At 71.7% G+C, this 20,180-nt stretch carries 23 protein-coding genes; 5 read left to right on the top strand and 18 right to left on the bottom strand.

What is annotated here, in order from left to right:
- Positions 1–30: 30 nt before the first annotated feature.
- Positions 31–1,032, top strand: coding sequence for an SURF1 family cytochrome oxidase biogenesis protein (locus IRQ30_RS02970; RefSeq protein WP_193611552.1), 1,002 nt, complete (start codon positions 31–33; stop codon positions 1,030–1,032).
- Here the strand turns inward: IRQ30_RS02970 and IRQ30_RS02965 are convergent.
- Genes IRQ30_RS02965 through IRQ30_RS02950 form a run of 4 tightly spaced genes read right to left on the bottom strand, consistent with a single transcriptional unit; the run spans position 918 to position 6,059 of the window.
- A complete protein-coding gene (locus IRQ30_RS02965) occupies positions 918–1,673 on the bottom strand; it encodes an SDR family oxidoreductase (RefSeq protein ID WP_193611551.1) in 756 nt (251 codons plus the stop codon). The genes IRQ30_RS02970 and IRQ30_RS02965 overlap by 115 nt on opposite strands.
- 10 nt (positions 1,674–1,683) lie before the next feature.
- Entirely contained in the window at positions 1,684–3,585 is a 1,902-nt protein-coding gene (locus IRQ30_RS02960) for an ABC transporter ATP-binding protein (protein WP_193611550.1), read from the bottom strand.
- Positions 3,586–3,620: 35 nt separating this feature from the next.
- The gene (locus IRQ30_RS02955; protein WP_193607005.1) at positions 3,621–4,409 is read right to left on the bottom strand and encodes an enoyl-CoA hydratase/isomerase family protein; all 789 of its coding nucleotides are present in this window, start codon (positions 4,407–4,409) and stop codon (positions 3,621–3,623) included.
- Between the two features lie 51 nt (positions 4,410–4,460).
- On the bottom strand, positions 4,461–6,059 hold the full coding sequence (locus IRQ30_RS02950) for an ABC-F family ATP-binding cassette domain-containing protein (protein WP_193611549.1): 1,599 nt from the start codon (positions 6,057–6,059) through the stop codon (positions 4,461–4,463).
- Between the two features lie 71 nt (positions 6,060–6,130).
- Here IRQ30_RS02950 and ypfJ point away from each other — a divergent pair, with 71 nt between their 5' ends.
- Positions 6,131–7,075, top strand: a complete 945-nt coding sequence (ypfJ, locus tag IRQ30_RS02945) for a KPN_02809 family neutral zinc metallopeptidase (RefSeq protein ID WP_193611548.1) — start codon at positions 6,131–6,133, stop codon at positions 7,073–7,075.
- Positions 7,076–7,105: 30 nt separating this feature from the next.
- Here ypfJ and IRQ30_RS02940 read toward each other — a convergent pair whose 3' ends face one another.
- From IRQ30_RS02940 to IRQ30_RS02880, 13 genes are read right to left on the bottom strand one after another with little or no spacing between them, the layout of a single operon-like run.
- Positions 7,106–8,011: a phosphotransferase gene (locus IRQ30_RS02940; protein ID WP_193611547.1), complete on the bottom strand. Its 906-nt coding sequence runs from the start codon at positions 8,009–8,011 to the stop codon at positions 7,106–7,108.
- A gap of 57 nt (positions 8,012–8,068) precedes the next feature.
- On the bottom strand, positions 8,069–8,575 hold the full coding sequence (locus IRQ30_RS02935) for a YfcE family phosphodiesterase (RefSeq protein ID WP_193611546.1): 507 nt from the start codon (positions 8,573–8,575) through the stop codon (positions 8,069–8,071).
- Complete coding sequence (locus IRQ30_RS02930) at positions 8,572–9,183, bottom strand: acVLRF1 family peptidyl-tRNA hydrolase (RefSeq protein WP_338089552.1); 612 nt, start codon at positions 9,181–9,183, stop codon at positions 8,572–8,574. Before IRQ30_RS02930 ends, IRQ30_RS02935 begins: the two co-directional genes overlap by 4 nt.
- 17 nt (positions 9,184–9,200) lie before the next feature.
- Positions 9,201–9,587, bottom strand: a complete 387-nt coding sequence (locus IRQ30_RS02925; RefSeq protein ID WP_193611545.1) for a metal-sulfur cluster assembly factor — start codon at positions 9,585–9,587, stop codon at positions 9,201–9,203.
- Entirely contained in the window at positions 9,587–10,054 is a 468-nt protein-coding gene (gene sufU / locus IRQ30_RS02920; RefSeq protein WP_193607012.1) for a Fe-S cluster assembly sulfur transfer protein SufU, read from the bottom strand. Before sufU ends, IRQ30_RS02925 begins: the two co-directional genes overlap by 1 nt.
- Positions 10,055–10,057: 3 nt before the next feature.
- On the bottom strand, positions 10,058–11,314 hold the full coding sequence (locus IRQ30_RS02915) for a cysteine desulfurase (protein ID WP_193611544.1): 1,257 nt from the start codon (positions 11,312–11,314) through the stop codon (positions 10,058–10,060).
- A gap of 4 nt (positions 11,315–11,318) precedes the next feature.
- Positions 11,319–12,074, bottom strand: a complete 756-nt coding sequence (gene sufC, locus IRQ30_RS02910) for a Fe-S cluster assembly ATPase SufC (RefSeq protein ID WP_193607014.1) — start codon at positions 12,072–12,074, stop codon at positions 11,319–11,321.
- Positions 12,075–12,121: 47 nt separating this feature from the next.
- Entirely contained in the window at positions 12,122–12,457 is a 336-nt protein-coding gene (locus IRQ30_RS02905) for a non-heme iron oxygenase ferredoxin subunit (RefSeq protein WP_193607015.1), read from the bottom strand.
- Positions 12,457–13,668 (bottom strand): Fe-S cluster assembly protein SufD, encoded by a 1,212-nt coding sequence (sufD, locus tag IRQ30_RS02900; protein WP_338089539.1) that lies wholly within the window; start codon positions 13,666–13,668, stop codon positions 12,457–12,459. The genes IRQ30_RS02905 and sufD overlap by 1 nt, the downstream gene beginning before the upstream one ends.
- A 52-nt stretch (positions 13,669–13,720) precedes the next feature.
- A complete protein-coding gene (gene sufB, locus IRQ30_RS02895) occupies positions 13,721–15,139 on the bottom strand; it encodes a Fe-S cluster assembly protein SufB (RefSeq protein WP_193607016.1) in 1,419 nt (472 codons plus the stop codon).
- The gene (locus tag IRQ30_RS02890) at positions 15,136–15,843 is read right to left on the bottom strand and encodes a helix-turn-helix domain-containing protein (protein ID WP_193611543.1); all 708 of its coding nucleotides are present in this window, start codon (positions 15,841–15,843) and stop codon (positions 15,136–15,138) included. Before IRQ30_RS02890 ends, sufB begins: the two co-directional genes overlap by 4 nt.
- Positions 15,844–15,891: 48 nt before the next feature.
- The gene (locus IRQ30_RS02885; protein WP_193611542.1) at positions 15,892–16,299 is read right to left on the bottom strand and encodes a hypothetical protein; all 408 of its coding nucleotides are present in this window, start codon (positions 16,297–16,299) and stop codon (positions 15,892–15,894) included.
- Positions 16,292–16,657 (bottom strand): hypothetical protein, encoded by a 366-nt coding sequence (locus IRQ30_RS02880; RefSeq protein ID WP_193611541.1) that lies wholly within the window; start codon positions 16,655–16,657, stop codon positions 16,292–16,294. Before IRQ30_RS02880 ends, IRQ30_RS02885 begins: the two co-directional genes overlap by 8 nt.
- A gap of 23 nt (positions 16,658–16,680) precedes the next feature.
- Here IRQ30_RS02880 and IRQ30_RS02875 point away from each other — a divergent pair, with 23 nt between their 5' ends.
- The 3 genes from IRQ30_RS02875 to IRQ30_RS02865 are packed head-to-tail and all read left to right on the top strand — an operon-like array spanning position 16,681 to position 19,270.
- Entirely contained in the window at positions 16,681–17,616 is a 936-nt protein-coding gene (locus tag IRQ30_RS02875; RefSeq protein WP_338087710.1) for an ABC transporter ATP-binding protein, read from the top strand.
- A 29-nt stretch (positions 17,617–17,645) separates the two neighbouring features.
- On the top strand, positions 17,646–18,389 hold the full coding sequence (locus tag IRQ30_RS02870; protein ID WP_193607020.1) for an ABC transporter permease: 744 nt from the start codon (positions 17,646–17,648) through the stop codon (positions 18,387–18,389).
- Complete coding sequence (locus IRQ30_RS02865; protein ID WP_338089538.1) at positions 18,380–19,270, top strand: COX15/CtaA family protein; 891 nt, start codon at positions 18,380–18,382, stop codon at positions 19,268–19,270. Before IRQ30_RS02870 ends, IRQ30_RS02865 begins: the two co-directional genes overlap by 10 nt.
- A gap of 12 nt (positions 19,271–19,282) precedes the next feature.
- On the opposite strand, the gene IRQ30_RS02860 is transcribed toward IRQ30_RS02865, so the two are convergent.
- The gene (locus IRQ30_RS02860) at positions 19,283–19,963 is read right to left on the bottom strand and encodes a hypothetical protein (protein WP_193611540.1); all 681 of its coding nucleotides are present in this window, start codon (positions 19,961–19,963) and stop codon (positions 19,283–19,285) included.
- Between the last annotated feature and the right edge of the window lie 217 nt (positions 19,964–20,180).

Genomic DNA, 20,180 nt, shown 5'->3' with positions numbered 1-20,180 from the left:
GAGTCTAGGCGGCGCGGATAATCTCGGGGGGTGCGCGGCTTCCGGTTCCTCCTGAGCAGGCGCTGGGCGCTGTTCGCGCTGGCCATCGTGGTGGTCGCCTGCGCGACGTGGTGGCTGGGCCAGTGGCAGTTCGACCGGCTCGCCGACCGCAAGGAGCGCAACGAGGTCGTCCGAGCCAACGAGGACGGCGCCCCCACCCCGATCGGGGCGGTCCTGGGCGACGGCGGCGGAGTCGCCGAGGACGACGAGTGGCTGATCGTGACCGCCACCGGCGCCTACGACCCCGACGACACCGTGATCGTGCGCTACCGCACCCGCGACGGCGTGTCCGGCATCGACGTGGTGGTGCCGCTGGTCACCTCCTCCGGCACGTCGCTGCTGGTCGACCGCGGCTGGATGCCCACGGAGAACCAGGGCGACGCGGCCCTCGACGACGTGCCGGCTCCGCCCTCGGGCGAGGTCACCGTCACCGGGTGGCTGCGTGCCAACGGCACCGGCAGCTCGACCGAGGTGCACGACGGCTCCACCAGGGCGATCAACAGCGCCGCGATCGGCGCGGCGGTGGACCGCGAGGTCTACGGCGGATTCGTCGAGCTCCGCTCCGAGGACCCGCCGCCCGGCGACACCCTCGAGCAGGTCGAGCTCCCCGAGCTCGACAACGGCCCGCACTTCTTCTACGGCCTGCAGTGGTGGTTCTTCGGCGTGCTGGCGGTCTTCGGCTTCTTCTACCTGATGTACGACGAGTGGCGCACCGCGCGCCGCGGGGGCCGGCCGGAGCGCGGGTCCCGCAAGCCCGGACCGCGCACGCCCGGACCTCGGCCGCCCAAGGTCAAGAAGGAGCGGCAGAGCAACCACCCCTACGTGCGGGCCCGGCGCGAGGCCGAGGCGCGCGAGGCCGAGGATCGGGCCCGGGTGGCTCAGAGCGAGCGCAGCATGCCTCCGTCGACGGGCAGCATCACGCCGGAGACGAACGACGCCGCCGGCGAGAGCAGGAAGGCCGCCGCGCGGCCGAACTCCTCCGGCTCGCCGTAGCGACCCAGCGGGATCGTGGCCAGGGCCGCGCGCCGGGCGGACTCGGCGTCCCCGGTGCCGGCGTCGAGCTCGGCGACCCGCTCGGTGGCCACGCGCCCTGGCAACAGGCCGTTGACCCGCACCCCGCGGGGCCCCAGCTCGTCGGCGAGGGTCTTCGCGACCATCGCGAGGCCCGGACGCAGCCCGTTGGAGAGCGCCATCTGCGCCAGCGGCGCCTTGACGCTCGAGGAGAGCACCAGCGCCAGCGAGCCGCCCTCGGGCAGCTGCTGCCCGATCTCCCGCGCCAGCCGCACCGCCCCCAGGAAGACCGTGGCGAACGCGGTGGTCCACTGCTCGTCGGTGATGCTCGTGACCGGCCCCTTCGGCGGCCCTCCGACGCTGACCAGCGCCCCGTCGAGTCGACCCCAGCGCTCGCGGGCGGCCTCGACCAGGCGCGCGGGCGTGGCCGGGTCGGCGTTGTCGGCCACCACGCCGTGCGCCCGCTCGCCCAGGGCCGCGGTCGCCTCGCGCAGCGACTCCTCCGAGCGTCCGGAGAGCACCACCCGGGCGCCCTCGGCGACCAGGCAGTCGGCCGTGGCCCTGCCGAGCCCCCGGGCGCCTCCGGTGACGACGTAGACGCGGTCGGCGAGGTCGAGGTCCATGCCCCCGAGCCTAGGAGAGGTCGGCCGGGACCGGCAGCGGCTCGGTCGCGTCCTGGTGGAACTGGGTGCGGTAGAGGTCGGCGTAGAGCCCGCCCCGCGCCAGCAGCTGGGAGTGGGTGCCGAACTCCACGATCCGCCCGTCGTCGAGCACGAGGATCTGGTCGGCGTTGCGCACCGTGGAGAGCCGGTGGGCGATGACCAGCGAGGTGCGGCCCTCCAGGGCGGCGTCGAGGGCGCGCTGGACGGCGGCCTCCGACTCGCTGTCCAGGTGGGCGGTGGCCTCGTCGAGCACCACGATCGAGGGCGACTTGAGCAGCAGGCGGCCGATCGCGAGCCGTTGCCGCTCGCCACCGGAGAGCCGGTAGCCACGGTCGCCGACGACCGTGTCGAGCCCGTCGGGCAGCGAGCGCACCAGGTGGGCGATCTGCGCCGCCTCGAGGGCCGACCAGATCTCGTCGTCGGTGGCGCCGGGGCGCGCGTAGACGAGGTTGGCCCGGATGGTGTCGTGGAACATGTGGGCGTCCTGGGTGACGTAGCCGACGACGTCCTCGAGCGAGTCGAGCGTGACGTCGCGGACGTCGTGGCCGCCGACCCGCACGGCGCCGGAGGCGACGTCGTAGAGGCGGGCGACCAGGTGCGTCATGGTCGTCTTGCCGGCACCCGAGGGGCCGACGAGCGCCACCATCTGACCCGGCTCGGCCACGAAGCCGACGTCGGTGAGCACCTGCTGGTTGTCGCGCGACTCCACGCGGGCGACCGACTCCAGGGAGCCGAGCGAGATGTCCTCGGCCTTGGGGTAGGTGAACGACACGTGCTCGAACTCCAGGCGACCCGCGTCGCGCGGCAGCGCGATCGCGCCGTGCTTCTGACGGATCGAGGAGGGCAGGTCGAGCACCTCGAAGACGCGCTCGAAGCTGACGAGGGCGGTCATGATGTCGATGCGCACGTTGGAGAGCCCCTGCAGGGGGCCCAGGAGCCGCAGCAGCAGGGTGGCGAGCGCCAGCAGCGTGCCGACGGTCAGCGTCTTGTCGATGGCCAGCTGCCCGCCCACGCCGTAGACGAGCGCGGTGGCGAGGGCCGGGACCAGCATCATGGAGGCGCCGAAGATCCGGGTGATGAGCGAGATGCGGATGCCCAGGTCGCGCACGGTGGCGGCCTTGGAGCGGAACAGCACGTCCTCGTCGGCGCGGCGGCCGAAGAGCTTGAGCAGCATCGCGCCGCCGACGTTGAACCGCTCGGTCATGACGTTGCCGAGGTCGGCGTTGCCGTCCATCTGGCGGCGCGTGAGCCCCGCGAGGCGACCACCGACCCAGCGCGAGATGAAGAACAGGATCGGGAACATCACCAGGCAGAGCAGCGTCACCTGCCAGCTGAGCGCCAGCATCGCGATGCCGACGACCACGACCGAGATGCTGTTGGAGACGGTGCTCGACAACGTCGAGGTGAACGCCCGCTGGGCCCCGATGACGTCGTTGTTGAGCCGGCTGACGAGCGCGCCGGTCTGGGTGCGGGTGAAGAACGCCAGCGACTGGCGCTGCACGTGGGAGAAGACCTGGGTGCGCAGGTCGTAGATGAGCCCCTCGCCGATGCGGGAGGACAGCCAGCCGCCGATGACCGCGAGCACCGCCGTGAAGACGGCGACGCCGGCCATCGCCAGCGCCAGGGTGGTGACCAGGCCGCGGTCGCCCGCGAGGATGCCGTCGTCGACGATGCGCTGCACCAGCAGCGGCATCACGACGACCATCGCGGCGTCGACGACGGTGAGGCCGAGGAACACGCTGATCAGGCGGCGGTGCGGCCGCGCGAAGCCCAGCACGCGGCGCACCGTCTTGCCCTCGATGCGGTTGTTGACCACGCTCCGGTCGGCGCGCAGGCTGCGCCAGGCGGCGCCGTTGGGGGACATTCCGGACATCCGGGCCCTCCTACTCCCCCGGCGCTGACGTCACGTCAGCCCAGGAACTGTGCCACCTCGCGGAACCGGCGTACCTGGGCCTCACGCTCCAGGCGGCGCTGCTCCTCGAGGGGGCGCTGGGCTGCTCCGAGGAGCAGACCCTTGGTCTCGGACACCGCTCCCGGGAGGGGCGCGGTCAGGGCCACGACGAGATCCGCGACGGTCGCGTCCAGCTGCTCGGCTGGTACGGCGGTCAGGGCGAGGCCGATGTCGACGGCCTCGGTCGCTCCCACCGTCCGCGCGGTCGCGCAGATCTCGAGTGCCCGTGCATAGCCAACACACTCCACGAGCGGTTTTGTTCCCGTCAGGTCGGGGACCAGGCCCAGCGCGGACTCCTTCATGCACAGCAGCGCGTCGTCCGCGAGCACCCGCAGGTCGCAGGAGAGCGCCAGCTGGAAGCCGGCGCCCACGGCGTGGCCGCGCACGACCGCGATCGAGACGAACCGCGGGTCGCGCAGGAATGTGAAGCCGCGCTGGTAGACCTCGATGGTCTCGGCCATCTCCTCGTCGCTCATCCCGAACAGGTCGCCCACCGACTCCACGCCCTCGGGGGCGGTGCGGGGGTCCATGAGCGTGCGGTCCAGGCCTGCAGAGAAGCTGGAGCCGGCGCCCTGGACCACGACGACCCGCACGCTGTCGGGCAGCTCCTCCCCGATGCGGCCGAGCGCGCGCCACATGGCCGGCGTCTGGGCGTTGCGCACGTCGGGACGGTCGAGGGTGATCGTCGCGACCGCGAGGTCGACGTCGAGGCGGAGGCCGGCGGCGGACAGCTCGTCAGGAGACATGCTCGGAGTCTAGGAACCGGCGCCGACGGTGCGAGGAGCGGGCACCGGCGCTCAGGCGAGCGAGACGAGGTCGGCGTACTCGTCGTTCCAGAGGTCCTCGTCGCCGTCGGGCAGCAGCAGCACCCGGTCGGGCTCCAGGGCCAGCACCGCGCCCTCGTCGTGCGTCACCAGGATGATCGCGCCCTCGTAGGTGCGGATGGCGGCGAGCACCTCCTCGCGGGAGGCGGGGTCGAGGTTGTTGGTGGGCTCGTCGAGCAGCAGCACGTTGGCGCTCGACACGACCAGGCTGGCCAGGGCGAGCCGGGTCTTCTCGCCACCGGAGAGCACGGCGGCCGACTTGTTGGCGTCGTCGCCGGAGAAGAGGAACGAGCCGAGGACGCTGCGCGCCTCGGTGTCGGTCAGCTGCGGGGCCGCGCTCTGCATGTTCTCCAGGACGGTGCGGCTGGTGTCCAGGGTCTCGTGCTCCTGGGCGTAGTAGCCGAGCTTGAGGCCGTGGCCGGGGATGACCCGACCGGTGTCCGACTGGTCGACGCCGGCGAGGATCCGCAGCATCGTCGTCTTCCCCGCGCCGTTGAGGCCGAGGATGACCACGCGCGAGCCCTTGTCGATCGCGAGGTCGACGTCGGTGAAGACCTCGAGCGAGCCGTAGGACTTCGAGAGCTCCTCGGCCATGAGCGGGGTCTTGCCACAGGGGGCCGGCGAGGGGAACTTGATGTTGGCGACCTTGTCGGCCTGCCGCTCCCCCTCGAGCCCGGCCATCATCTTCTCGGCGCGCTTGAGCATGGACTGCGCGGCGACCGCCTTGGAGGCCTTGGCCCGCATCTTGTTGGCCTGGTCGGTGAGCGTCTTGGCCTTGGTCTCGGCGTTGGCCCGCTCGCGCTTGCGGCGCTTCTCGTCGGTCTCGCGCTGCGTGAGGTAGTGGCGCCAGCCCATGTTGTAGACGTCCATGGTCATCCGGTTGGCGTCGAGGTGCAGGACCTTGTTGACGGTCTCCTCGAGCAGCGCGTTGTCGTGGCTGATCACGATGAACCCGCCCTTGTGGGCCTTGAGGAAGTCGCGCAGCCACACGATCGAGTCGGCGTCGAGGTGGTTGGTGGGCTCGTCGAGGATCAGGATCTCGGCGCCGGAGAAGAGGATCCGGGCCAGCTCGACGCGGCGCCGCTGGCCGCCGGACAGGGTCTTCAGCGGCTGGTCGAGGATGCGCTCCTGGATGCCGAGGCTGGCCGCGATGGTGGCCGCCTCCGACTCGGCGGCGTACCCACCTCCGGCGTGCAGCTCCGCGTCGGCCTGCGTCCAGCGCTTCATCGCCCGCTCGGAGACCGCCGTGTCGTCGCTGCCCATCTGCTCCTCGGCCTCGCGCAGGCGGCGTACGACGTCGTCGAGGCCGCGCGCGGACAGGATGCGGTCGCGCGCCAGGACCTCGGGGTCGCCGGTGCGCGGGTCCTGCGGGAGGTAGCCGACGTCGCCGGTGGCGGTGACCTGTCCGGACGCGGGCTGCGCCTCACCGGCGAGGATCTTGGTGAGCGTGGTCTTCCCGGCGCCGTTGCGGCCCACCAGGCCGACCTTGTCGCCGGCGGCGACGCGGAAGCTGACGTTGTCCATGAGGAGCCGCGCGCCGGCTCGGACCTCGAGCTGGTGGGCAGTGATCATGAGGCTCACTAGTGTAGGTACGCCGGTTCGGGTACTGCGGGCCGGTATGCCCGAACGACGAGAGGAAGCCGATGCGCTTCAACCCCAAGGCCCGTCTCGACACCGGCCGCACCCGTGACGCGGGCCGCGGCGCCGGTGGCGGCGGCTCGCGCTCGCGCCTGCCCATCCCGGGCGGCGTCGGCGGGGGTGGCATCGGCGGCGTGATCCTGCTGGTGGTCCTGTTCGTCGTCGCCCAGTGCTCCGGCATCGACCTCACCGGCGGCGGTGGGGGTGGCGGTGGCGGCGGAGCGGCCGGCGGAGCCTTCGACACCAGCCGGGTCACCGACACCGGTCGCTACGCCAAGTGCCAGGACGGCGAGGACGCCAACCAGGACAAGGACTGCCAGCGGGTGGCCGTCGAGAACTCGCTCTTCGACTACTGGAGCGGCGAGCTCGGTGACGACTTCACGCCCCAGCAGGCCCTGGTGACCTTCTCGGGCTCGGTCGAGACCGGCTGCGGCGGCGCCACCGCCGACGTCGGCCCGTTCTACTGCCCGCCCGACCAGACCATCTACCTGGACTCGACGTTCTTCGACCAGGTGCTGGAGGACCAGCTCGGCGGTCCCGACGGCGGCTTCGTCGAGGCCTACGTGCTGGCCCACGAGTACGGCCACCACATCCAGAACCTGCTCGGCGCGATGAGCAAGGTCCGCACCCAGCAGGGTCCCCAGAGCGACGCGGTCAAGCTCGAGCTCCAGGCCGACTGCTACGCCGGCATGTGGACCAAGGCCGCCACCGAGACCGAGGACGCCGACGGCAACGTGCTCTTCGCCGAGCTCACCCAGCAGGACATCGACCTCGCCCTCGAGGCCGCGGCCACCGTCGGCGACGACCGCATCCAGCGCAAGACCCAGGGCCAGGTCACCGAGGAGTCCTGGACCCACGGCTCCGCCGAGCAGCGCCAGCGCTGGTTCGAGGTCGGCCTCGACCAGGGCACGCTCGAGGCCTGCGACACCTTCGACGGGCGGCGGGTCTAGCCGCGGGCCGCGCGCCGCGTGCCGCGAGACTCACCAGCCGAGCAGCGCCTCGATCGCGGGGAACTGGCGCTGCAGCGCGCGCAGGTGGGGAGCGACGGCGGGGTGCCGGTACTTGCCGGCGAGGGCGCCCTCTCCCCCGGCGACCCGCGACAGGGCCCACTCCGCGCGGGTGAGGGCGGTGAAGACGCCGGTGATCCGCGCTCCGGTGAGCACCTCCTCGGACGTCGCGATGTCCGGGGGCAGACCCAGCAGGTAGGCGTCGAGCAACGGCTCGAACTCCTCGCGCGTGGCCAGCGAGAGCAGCCCGAGGTCGGCGCCCACCGGCCCGGTGCCGAGCGTCGCCCAGTCGATGGCCACGAGGTCGTCGCCGTGTCGGCCGGGGAAGTTGGCCAGCGCCGGGTCCCCGTGCTGCGCGACCTGCGGCAGCGACTCGCTGAGCTCCAGCATGGTGGCGCGACGGGTCCAGAGGTGGTCGGCGATGTCGGCGACCGTCGTCCGCGCCAGGGTGCGCCACCCCCCGCGGGTCTCCAGCCGCTGCACGCGTGCGCGCAGCTGGTCCTGCGACAGCCAGGTCAGCGACGGCAGCGCGGCCCCGGCGAAGCGGCCGAGCGACACCGCCGCGAACAGGCCGCTCACCGCGGCGTCCTCGACCCACTCGCGCGTGACGGTGATGCCCTCGCCGTCCTCCTCGACGCCCGCTGGGGCGGCTCGGAGGCCGGGCGTGGTGGCGGTGAGGCTGCAGTCGAGGACGTCGGCCTCGCGCCGCCAGTACGCGAAGTGCCGCGGGTCCGAGAGCTCGGACGGGTCCCCGGGCACTGGTCGGGCGAGCCGTTTGACGACCATCGGGCGGCCGCTGAGCGAGGTGCGCCACACGCCGACGGTGGACGTGCCGGTGCCGCCGGGGAGCGGATGCCACCCGGGCTCGGGCTGCCACATGCCTCGGACGCTAGCCGATCCCGACCCGATCGCCGCGCAACCAGGCCTCGAACGCCGTCAGCGTCGGGGCGGCAGCCGGTGCAGCGTGACGTCCTCGAGGCGACCGCCGGTCGCGACCGCGGTCATGTACGTGCAGTGCGGCTGGCGCCTGCGGTCGGTCGGCGAGCCGGGGTTCAGCAGCCGCAGACCCGTCGCGGTCGTGGTGTCCCACGGGATGTGGCTGTGGCCGAAGACCAGCACGTCGTCGTCGGGGTACGTCGCCGCGCAGCGCGTCTCACGGCCCTTCGCGTCGCCCGTCTCGTGCACCACCGCGATCCGCACGCCGCCGACGACGGCCCGTGCCACCTCGGGGAGGCGCCGGCGCAGCTCGGCGCCGTCGTTGTTGCCGTAGCAGGCCAGCAGGGCGGCTGACCGGGCCTCCAGCGCGTCGAGGAGCGACGGCTCGACCCAGTCGCCCGCGTGGACGACGACGCCCGCGGCGTCGACCTCGGCCCACACCTGCTCGGGCAGGTCGCGTGCCCGCTTGGGGAGGTGGGTGTCGGCGAGGAGCAGCAGCCGGGTCACGACGCCTCCTCCGCGTTGCGCACCTCGAACCGCGCAGCGCAGGCGTCGCGCGCGGCCTGCTCGAGGATCCCGCGCCGCGGGTCGGGCACCGGCAGCCACGGATCCACCACGGAGAGGGCGCCCAGGCGAGGGTCGCCCAGCACCTCCTCCACGGCGGCGTGGTCACCGCCGACGACGACGAGGCGCGAGCCGCTGCCGAGGATGCGCGCCGCGTGGTCGGCGGCGGCCTCGTAGGCCTGGCGCGCCTGGTTGCCCCGGCGTCGGGCGAAGCGCTGCTGCGACTGGCCCCCGGCCTTGGTGCGGCCCTGGACGTGTCGCTGACCGACCTTGGACTCCGCGAACGTGTCGCCCGTCATCCGCGCCACGGCGAAGCCCCCCTTGCGGACCAGCAGCACGCCCCAGTCGGACGGCACGGCCGACGTCACGGCGCCGGCGAACGACGCCGCGTCCGGCGGACCGTCGTACGACGCGTCGAACGGCAGCACCGCGGTGAAGTCCGAGCCGTCCTCGGCCGTCCCGGCCAGGGCGCCGTCCGTCACCGCCAACGTGGCGCCGCCGTGGCGTTCGACGAAGTTGGCCACCCAGCGCTCGACGCGGGCGGCGGGGATGAGGATCAGGTCACGGCCTAGACATTGAACCCGAGGGCGCGCAGCTGCTCACGGCCGTCGGGGGTGATCTTGTCCGGGCCCCAGGGCGGCATCCAGACCCAGTTGATGGCGACGTCGTTGACGATGCCCTCCAAGGCGGAGTTGGTCTGGTCCATGATCACGTCGGTCAGCGGGCAGGCCGCCGACGTCAGGGTCATGTCGAGGACGACGTTGCTGCCCTCGTCGAGGTGGACGTCGTAGACGAGGCCGAGGTCGACGACGTTGATGCCCAGCTCGGGGTCGACGACGTCCTTCATGGCCTCGGTGACGTCGTCGATCGACACGGTGGCGGTGCCGCCGCCCGTCGGGGCTGCCTCGGGTACGTCGGGCAGGTCGCCATAGTTGATAGAACTAGTGTCAGCCATCAGATCTCCTTCGATGCGGTCGCGTCGGACGCGCCCGCCTGGGTGGTGGCGTCTTTCCAGGCCATCCATGACAGTAGAGCGCACTTCACGCGCGCCGGGAACTTGGCGACACCGGCGAACGCGATGCCGTCCTCGAGGACGTCCTCGTCCGGCACGACGGTGCCCTTGCCCTGCATGAGGGTCAGGAACTCCTGGTGGATGCTCATGGCCTCGTCGACCGGCTTGCCGATCACCAGGTCGGCCATGACCGAGGTCGAGGCCTGCGAGATCGAGCAGCCGACGGCGTCGTAGGAGACGTCGCTCACGACCCCGTCGTCGACGTGGACGCGCAGGGTCACCTCGTCGCCGCAGGTGGGGTTGACGTGGTGCACCTCGGCCTCGAAGGGCTCGCGGAGCCCCTGGTGGTGAGGGTGCTTGTAGTGGTCCAGGATGATCTCCTGGTACAGCGCGTCGAGTTCGTTGCTCATCTCTCAACCCAACTTGAAGTAGGACCGGGTGTATTCCAGCCCCTCGACGAGGGCGTCGATCTCGCTCGGCGTGGTGTAGAGGTACGACGACATCCGGGTCGAGCTCTGCACCCCGAACCGCGCGTGCGCGGGCTTGGCGCAGTGGTGGCCGGCGCGCACGGCGATGCCGCGGGAGTCGAGCACCTGCGCGATGTCGTGGGGGTGGACGCCCTCGACCTCGAAGGAGATCGCGCCGCCGCGCTCGCGCGCGTCCAGCGGGCCCAGGACCGTCAGGCCCGGCACGGTGGCGAGGCCCTCGAGCGCGTAGCGGGTGATGGCCTGCTCGTGGGCGTGCACGGCCTCCATGCCGATGTGGCCGAGGTAGTCGACCGCGGCGCCGAGGCCGATGGCCTCGACGATCGGCGGGGTGCCGGCCTCGAACTTGTGCGGGATGCCGGCGTACGTCGAGATGTCCATGCGGACGGTCTCGATCATCTCGCCGCCCCCGTGGAACGGCGGCAGCTGGTCGAGCACCGCGCGCTTGCCCCACAGCACGCCGATGCCGGTCGGCCCGACGACCTTGTGGCCGGTGAAGGCCAGCAGGTCGGCGCCCGAGGCGGCGACGTCGACGGGCAGCTGCGGCACGGCCTGCGAGGCGTCCACGACGACGATCGCGCCGACCTCGTGGGCGCGGCGGGCGATCTGCGTGATCGGGTTGATCGTGCCGAGCATGTTGGAGACCCAGGTCAGCGACACGACCTTGGTGCGCTCGTTGACGAGCTCGTCGAGGTTCGACAGGTCGAGGCGGCCGTCGTCGGTCAGCCCGAACCACCGCAGCGTCGCACCCTTGCGCTGGGTGAGCAGCTGCCACGGCACGATGTTGGAGTGATGCTCCATCTCGGTGATGACGACCTCGTCGCCCTCGCCGATGGCCAGGTCGCCGGTCGCCCAGGCGAGCGTGTTGGCGACGAGGTTGAGCGCCTCCGTGGCGTTCTTGGTGAAGATGACCTCGTCGCGGTCGGGGGCGCCGATGAACGTCGCCACCTTGTCGCGCGCGGCCTCGAACGCCTCGGTCGACTCCGCCCCGAGCTGGTGCATCGCCCGCGAGATGTTCGCGTTGTGGCGCTCCAGGTGGTCGACCATCGTGTCGATGACGACCTGGGGCTTCTGCGAGGTGTTGGCACTGTCGAGGTAGACCAGCGGCTGCCCGTTGTCGAGCGTCCGCTCGAGGATCGGGAAGTCCTTGCGAATGACGTCCAGCTCGGGGAGAAGACCGTCCATCGGGTCAGACCTTCGTGAGGTACTTGTCGTAGCCCTCGGCCTCGAGCTGGTCGGCCAGCTCCGGGCCGCCCTGGTCGGCGATCTTGCCGTCGACGAAGACGTGCACGCGGTCGGGCGTGATGTAGCGCAGGATGCGGGTGTAGTGCGTGATCAGCAGGACGCCCTTGCCCTCCTTCGCGCGGAAGCGGTTGACGCCGTCGGAGACGACCTTGAGCGCGTCGATGTCGAGGCCGGAGTCGGTCTCGTCGAGGATCGCGACCTTGGGGTCGAGCAGCTCGAGCTGGGCGATCTCGTGGCGCTTCTTCTCGCCGCCGGAGAAGCCCTCGTTGACCGAGCGGGTGCCGAACGACGGGTCGAGGTTCAGGTCCTGGAGCGCCTTGTTGACGTCCTTGACCCAGTGGCGCAGCTTGGGCGCCTCGCCGTCGATGGCGGTCTTGGCGGTACGCAGGAAGTTCGACACCGAGACGCCGGGCACCTCCACGGGGTACTGCATCGCCAGGAACAGGCCGGCGCGGGCGCGCTCGTCGACGGACATCGCGAGGACGTCCTCGCCGTCGAGGGTCACGCTGCCGCCCGTGACCGTGTACTTCGGGTGACCGGCGATCGAGTAGGCCAGCGTGGACTTGCCGGAGCCGTTGGGCCCCATGATCGCGTGGGTCTCGCCGTCGTCGATCGTCAGCGTGACGCCCTTGAGGATCTGCTTGGGGCCGTCCTCGGTGTCGACCGAGACGTGCAGGTCGGTGATCTGGAGGGTGCTCATTGTGTCTCCTAGGTTCTGCGGAAGTTCGAGGGTGGAGGTGCTGGACCTCAGCTGGGACGGACGCCGTTGAGGGTGGACGAGACGTCGACGTAGACGCCGTCGTCGCGGACCTCGACCGGGAAGGTGGCGACCGGCTCCGTGGCGGGGAACCCGCTCGGCTTGCCGGTGCGCAGGTCGAAGCGCGAGCCGTGGAGCCAGCACTCGACCGTGCAGTCCTCCACCTCGCCCTCGCTCAGCGCGACCGCCGCGTGGGAGCAGAGGTCCTGCAGCGCGAAGACCTCGTCCTCGTGACGCGCGACCGCGAGGTCGACTCCCCCGACGGTGACCCCGAGGGCCTCATCGGTGGGGACGTCGCTCAGGGCGCAGGCGAGCTCGAAGGCCATCAGACGCCGACCTCCGTCACGTCCCCGGTGACGTCCTTGAGGACGTTCTTGGACAGCTCGTCCTCGACGGTCGCCATCAGCTTCTCCTCGAGCGAGGCGACGCCGATCTTGCGGATCAGGTCGTTGAAGAACCCGTGCACGACCAGGCGACGGGCCTCGGCCTCGGCGATGCCGCGGGCACGGAGGTAGAACAGCTGCTCGTCGTCGAAGCGGCCGGTGGCGGACGCGTGGCCCGCGCCCTCGATCTCGCCGGTCTCGATCTCGAGGTTCGGCACCGAGTCGGCCTGGCAGCCGTCGGTGAGCACGAGGTTGCGGTTCTCCTCGTAGGTCTCGATGCCCTCCGCCACCTGGCGGATCAGGACGTTGCCGACCCACACCGTGTGCGCGCCCTGGCCCTGCAGCGCGCCCTTGTAGACGACGTTGCTCTTGGTGCGGGGCTCGTTGTGGTCGGCGAAGAGCCGGTGCTCGATGTGCTGGCCCTCGTCGGCGAAGTAGAGGCCGAGCAGCTCCGCGGAGCCGCCGGGTCCGGCGTAGTGGACGTTGGAGTCCATCCGCACGACGTCGCCGCCGAAGCTGATCGCCACGTGCTTGTACGTCGCGTCGCGACCGACGCTGGCCTCGTGGTGGGTCAGGTGGACGGCGTCGTCGGACCAGTCCTGCAGCGAGACGACCGAGACCTGCGCGCCGTCGCCGGCGACGACCTCGACCACCTGGGCGAGCGAGGCGTGGCCGCTGTGGTCGAGGACCACGACGGACCGCGAGTGGGCGCCGAAGCGCAGCACGACGTGGGCCGCCTCCGCGGAACCGGCGTCCTGGCCCTGGACCCGCACGTGGATCGGCTCGGACACGTCGGCCTCCGCCGGCACGTCGACCAGCAGGGTCGAGGGCACCTCGGCCAGCACCCGCGCGGCGAACCGCGTGTTGGGCACGAGCCCGCTCACGCCGCGCAGGGCCCGGGCCTCGTCACCCTCGACGACCTCGATGCGCACGCCGGCCGGGGTGTTCCACTCCGTCGCGCTCGTCGGGGCGGCGAACTCCGCCTCGGCGTGCAGCCCGCGCAGGCGCTTGAGCGGGGTGAACCGCCAGATCTCCTCGCGCCCCGTGGGGACCGGGTGGTCGGCCAGGTCGAAGGACCCGGTCGGGTTGAGGTGGCTCTCGATCTTCTTGGTCTCGAGCATCGACTCCACGCTCTCGCGTGCAGCATCGGTCACAGTCACTACGTCGTCTTCCTCGCGTTGCAGGTGGTCGGAGAGGGGTCGGCGGTCAGCCGACGGCCCCCTCCATCTGGAGCTCGATGAGCCGGTTGAGCTCGAGGGCGTACTCCATCGGGAGCTCCTTGGCGATCGGCTCGATGAACCCGCGCACGATCATCGCCATGGCCTCGTCCTGCTCCATGCCGCGCGACATCAGGTAGAAGAGCTGGTCGTCAGACACCTTCGAGACGCTCGCCTCGTGCCCCATCGAGACGTCGTCCTCGCGGATGTCGACGTAGGGGTAGGTGTCGGAGCGGCTGATCTGGTCGACCAGGAGCGCGTCGCACAGCACGTTGGACTTCGAGCCGTGGGCGCCCTCGTTGATCTGGATCAGCCCGCGGTACGACGTGCGGCCGCCGCCTCGCGCCACCGACTTGCTCAGGATCGAGCTGGAGGTGTTCGGCGCGGCGTGGACCATCTTGGCGCCGGCGTCCTGGTGCTGGCCCTCGCCGGCGAAGGCGATCGACAGCGTCTCGCCCTTGGCGTGCTCGCCCATGAGGTAGACGGCGGGGTACTTCATCGTCACCTTGGAGCCGATGTTGCCGTCGACCCACTCCATGGTCGCGCCGGCCTCGCACGTCGCGCGCTTGGTGACGAGGTTGTAGACGTTGTTCGACCAGTTCTGGATGGTCGTGTAGCGGCAGCGGCCGCCCTTCTTCACGATGATCTCCACGACCGCGGAGTGCAGCGAGTCGGAGGAGTAGATCGGCGCGGTGCAGCCCTCGACGTAGTGCACGTAGGCGTCCTCGTCGACGATGATCAGCGTGCGCTCGAACTGGCCCATGTTCTCGGTGTTGATCCGGAAGTAGGCCTGGAGCGGGATGTCCACGTGGACGCCCTTGGGCACGTAGATGAACGAGCCACCGGACCACACCGAGGTGTTGAGCGCGGCGAACTTGTTGTCACCGACGGGGATGACGGTGCCGAAGTACTCCTGGAACAGCTCGGGCTGCTCGCGCAGGGCGGTGTCGGTATCGAGGAAGAGCACGCCCTGGGCCTCGAGGTCCTCGCGGATCGAGTGGTAGACGACCTCGGACTCGTACTGCGCGGCCACGCCGGACACGAGGCGCTGCTTCTCCGCCTCGGGGATGCCGAGCTTGTCGTAGGTGTTCTTGATCTCCTCGGGGAGGTCGTCCCACGTCGCGGCCTGCTTCTCGCTGGAGCGCACGAAGTACTTGATGTTGTCGAAGTCGATCGCGCCGAGGTCGGAGCCCCACGTGGGCATCGGCTTGCGGTGGAAGAGCTTGAGGCCCTTCAGGCGCAGGTCGAGCATCCACTGCGGCTCGTTCTTGAGCGCGGAGATGTTGCGGACGACGTCCTCGCTGAGTCCTCGCTTCGCGGTGGCACCCGCGACGTCGGTGTCGGCCCAGCCGAAGTCGTAGCGGCCGATTCCCTGGAGCTCGGGGTTGAGCTCTTCGATGGAGGTCATCCGGTGACCCTCTCCTTCTGGTTGGTCGAGCCTGGGCTGGTGGCGGCGGCGCCGGGGATGCACGTGGTGCAGACCCCGTCGCCGTGCGCGATGGTGGCAAGTCGCTGGACGTGGTGGTCGAGCACGCGGCTGATCGCCGCGGTCTCGGCCTCGCACAGCTGCGGGAACTCGTGGGCGACGTGGGAGACCGGGCAGTGCTGCTGGCACAGCTGCTCCCCCACGACGGGAAGCTGGCGCACCGAGGCGGCGTAGCCCTCCTCGGTGAAGATCCGAGCGAGGACCTCGGCCGGGCTGAGGTCGGGCTCGGCGGCGCTCACGGGGCCGAAGCGCTCCTCGACGAACGCGACGCGACGGTCGGCGAAGGCGCGGACGGCCTCCTCGCCACCGGTCTCGGCCAGGAAGCGCAGGGCCAGCACGGCGAGGTCGTCGTACTTCTGGTCGAAGCCGTCGCGGCCGACCTCGGTGAGCGCGAACAGCTTGGCCGGGCGACCGCGGCCGCGGGTGCCCTGCGAGCGCGGCTCGCGTGCCTCCACGGCGCCCTCCTCGACCAGCTGGTCGAGGTGGCGGCGTACGGCGGCCGGCGTCAGGGCGAGCCGCTCCGCCAGCGCTGCGGCGGTGGACGGTCCGTCGACGAGGATCGACCGCACGACGCGCTGTCGCGTCGTCTGGTCGGGCCCGCTGACGGGCGCCTCGTTGAATTCCACAACACCAGTGTGACGTTAATGCGGGGGGTCCTTCAAGGAAGGTGAGCCTTACCCGGCAGCAGGGTGTGACCCGGGTCTCGTCGCGCGCAGCCAGGCGAGGCCGGCGAAGGGCAGCACGAGGGGCAGGAAGGCGTAGCCCTGACCGAAGTGCGACCACACCGTCTTGTCGGGGAACCAGTCGGTCACGACGTAGCTGAGCACCCCCACCAGCGCGACCCCGGCGAGCTCCACCGAGACCGCGGCCACCGCGATCCACCAGGCGCGCGGCCCGCCCAGCAGCAGGCAGGTGGTCGCGACGAGGTAGATGACGGCGGCGAGCAGCGAGAGGGAGTAGGCGACCGGAGCGCGGTCGGCGGCCGTGCCGAGCTGGACCAGCGACCGGCCGGTCGCGGCGACCGCGAAGACGCCGTAGACGAAGACCAGCACCCGTCCGGGGCCGGCGGAGAGGTCACGCACCGGCGCCTCCCCAGATCGCCCACAGGCGCAGCTCGAGAGCCACGACCGTGAAGGTCGCGACGCCGAGCACGGCCGTCCCGGCGCGCGAGCGCTCGGCCAGCGACCAGAAGGCGCCGATGGGAAGGGCGAGCGCGACGCCGACCAGGTAGCTCACGAACAGCACCCCCGACATCTCCCGCTCCGTGCCCGACAGCAGCACCAGCCCGAGCACCAGCTGGACCAGCAGCACCGCCTCGGCCGCGCCCATCACGACGAACTCGCGGTCACCGGCCGGCTCGTCTCGCACCAGCAGGACCGCCACCGCGAGCAAGGTCACGGCGGCCAGCACGAGCACCGCACCCATGACCCAGACGTTCACGGCCGCAACCCTAGACTGCGGTGGTGCCCGCCATCCCCGCCGTCTCCGTCGACGGCCTGGTGATGCGCTACGGCGACAAGCTCGCGGTGGACGGCCTCAGCCTCACCGTGGAGCAGCAGACGATCACCGCGGTGCTCGGCCCCAACGGCGCCGGCAAGACCACGACGCTGGAGACCTGCGAGGGCTACCGCACCCCGCAGCAGGGCAGCGTCCGGGTGCTCGGGCTCGACCCCGTCCGCCAGCGCACCGAGCTCCACCCCCGCATCGGCGTCATGCTCCAGGGTGGCGGCGCGTGGAGCGGGGTGCGCGCCATGGAGATGCTGCGGCACATGGCCAAGCTGCACGCCCACCCGCTCGACGTCGACGTGCTGGCCGAGCGGATCGGGCTCGGCGACTGCGGCCGCACGCCGTACCGGCGGCTCTCCGGCGGCCAGCAGCAGCGCCTGGCGCTGGCGCTGGCCCTGGTCGGGCGCCCCGAGGTGGTCTTCGTCGACGAGCCGACCGCGGGCATGGACCCGGCCGTGCGGCGTACGACGTGGGAGCTGCTCGAGGAGCTCAGGTCCGACGGCGTCACCGTGGTCCTCACCACGCACTACATGGACGAGGCCGAGCACCTCGCCGACATGATCCACATCATCGACCGGGGCCGGCTCGTCGCCTCGGGCACGCCGCTGGAGCTGACCCGCGGCGGCACCGTGACCACGATCCGGCTGGTCGTCACCCAGCCCTTCCCCGCCGGCGCTCCGGACTCGTTGCGCGAGGCCCTCGGCCCCGAGACCGTCGTCGCCCAGCTGGACGCCGTCAGCCTGCTGGTCACGGGCCCTGCCGACGCGTCCACGCTGGCCAAGGTGTCGCGCTGGTGCGACGAGCAGGGCGTGCTGCCCGAGTCGCTGACGCTCGGCCAGCGCAACCTCGAGGACGTCTTCCTCGACCTGACCGGAGGCGAGCTCACCCCGTGACCGGCCCCACCACTGGCACCTTCACCCCGATGCCCGGAGCCGCACCGCTCCCCCGCATGGTCCTGGCGCAGGCCGGCATGGAGGCGCGGCTGATGCTGCGCAACGGCGAGCAGCTGCTGCTGGCCGTCGTCATCCCGGCGATCGTGCTGGTCGGCGGCGTCCAGGGCGCCGACCGGATCGGCCTGGACTTCTCGCGCCCCGCCGTCGACGTGCTCACCCCCGGCGTCCTGGCGCTGGCGATCATGTCGACGGCGTTCACCTCACTGGCGATCGCCACCGGCTTCGAGCGCCGCTACGGCGTCATCAAGCGCTTGGGCACCTCTCCCCTGTCGCGCACCGGCCTCCTCGCCGGCAAGGTCGGCGCCCTCCTGCTGGTCGAGGTGCTCCAGGTCGCGGTCATCTCCGGAGTCGGGCTCGCCATGGGCTGGTCGCCCCGCGTCGACGTCGTCGCCGTGCTCCTCTCGCTGGTGCTCGGCACCGCCGCCTTCGCCGGCCTGGGCCTCGCGCTGGCCGGCTCGCTGCGTGCGGAGGCCACGCTGGCCGCCGCCAACCTCGTCTACCTGCTGCTGCTCGCGGGCGGCGCCGTCGTGCTGCCGACCTCGGCGTACGGCGACTTCGGCGAGGTCGTCCGGTGGCTGCCCTCGGGGGCGCTGGGCAACGCCATGCGCGACGCCCTCCTCGACTCCGCCGTCGCCTGGCGCGAGCTCGCCGTGCTCGTCGGGTGGGCCGTCGGGGGCGCCGTCCTCACCGCGAGGACGTTCACGTGGGAGTGACCGACACCCGCTGGAGCCTGGCGCGCTGGGTGCGCCCGCTCGGCTGGGCCACCCTGGTCGCCAACATCATGCTGGTCGTCACCGGCGGCGCCGTCCGACTGACCGGCTCGGGCCTCGGCTGCCCCACCTGGCCCCGCTGCACCGAGGAGTCGTTCCGTCCCCACGGCGAGCTGACCCTCCACGCCGCCATCGAGTTCGGCAACCGGATGCTGACGTTCGTCCTCGTGGCGATCGCCGTGGCGACGTTCGTCTCGGCCTGGCAGACCCGCCGGCGCGAGCTCCGCCGCCTCTCGATCGTCCTCGCGCTGGGGATCCCGGCGCAGGCCGTCATCGGCGGCATCACCGTGCTCACCGACCTGAACCCGTGGATCGTCTCGTTCCACCTGCTGTGCTCGATGGCGATCATCGGCCTCGCGGTGCTGTTCCTGCGACGGATCGACCACCCTGACCCGCAGCGGGCTGCGCGCGGCCTCGTCGGCCTCGCCTGGCTGACCTTCGCCGCCGCGTGGGTCGTGCTCTACATCGGCACGGTCGTCACCGGCTCCGGCCCGCACGCCGGCGACCTGGAGTCCAAGCGCAACGAGCTGGACCCGCTCCAGGTGAGCCAGCTCCACGCCGACTCCGTCTTCCTGTTCTTCGGCCTGAGCGTCGGGCTGCTGTTCGCGCTCATCGCCGTCGGCGCGTCGCGCGAGGCGCGCCGGGCCGTCGTCGTGCTGCTGGCCGTCTCCTTCAGCCAGGGCGCCATCGGCTTCGTGCAGTACTTCACCGACCTGCCCGAGATCTTGGTCGGCTTCCACATGCTCGGCGCGGCACTCGTGTCCGCCACCGTGACGTGGGCGTTGCTCCTGGTGCTCGACGGACGGACGTCGAAACCGGCCTGAGCCGGGGCTGCACTACCGCTCGAGCCAGGCGAGACCCAGGCCGTACCCCTCGTCGCTGCGAATCACGGTCTCGCACTCCGAATCGACGACCGTCACCGCGCGCCGGGTGCCCGTCCGGTCCTCGACGACAGCGGTGTGCGTGGGCTCCGGGCTCCCCCCGCAGTCGACCATGCCGCTGGTGATGGCGTGCAGGCCGATGCGCACGCGCTCGGCGTCCTCGGGGCTGAGGTCTCGCACCCGGGCTGCCTTGCTCTCCGCCCCGAACGGCCAGGTGCAGACGATCCCGCGGACCGCCGGCAGCGGCATGACCATCGGCGCCCGCTCTCCGAGGACGTAGCCGGTGTCCATCGACGCCGACGCGCCGTCACGGTCGACGCTGTCGGGCTGGCGAGGGTCTGTCGGGCAGGCGAGCGCCTGGTCGCCCGCGGCGTCCTCGAAGCCGTCGGCGTGCTGGCGACCGAACGCCGTCATCAGCAGCCCGTAGACCCCGAGGCCGTTCGGGCCGTCGACCAACGTTCCGGCGCCGGGGATGTACCCGGCGCAGTGTGGGTCGGTGTGCCCGACGACGGTCGCGACCCGGCCGTCGTCGTAGCCGATCTGGAGCCGGTAGGTCCGAGCCCCTGACCCCGCGCACCCCACCCGCCTCGGCCCACCCACCGACCTGAGCGCGACCAGCCCGTCGAGGAGCTCCATGTGGGTGATCAACGCGTCGGACGGCACCTCGGCCGGCGACGTGCTCCCTTGCGAGCCTGGGCAGAACCTCGCCCACAGCGGCGCCCCCTCCACGCTCCTCCTCGTCGCCTCCGCCGCGTCCAGGCACTCGCCGGGCGCCGACGCGCCAGCCGGAGACCCTGCCCGACCTGAGAGAGCGCGCGGCCGCTCCTTCGCCTCGTCGGTGCCGGCGCACGCC

The sequence above is a fragment of the Nocardioides lijunqiniae genome (assembly GCF_015024225.1).
GTDB classification, from domain to species: domain Bacteria; phylum Actinomycetota; class Actinomycetes; order Propionibacteriales; family Nocardioidaceae; genus Nocardioides; species Nocardioides lijunqiniae.
Note: the sequence above shows the minus strand (reverse complement) of the source record. Positions and strands in the feature narration are given on the sequence as shown.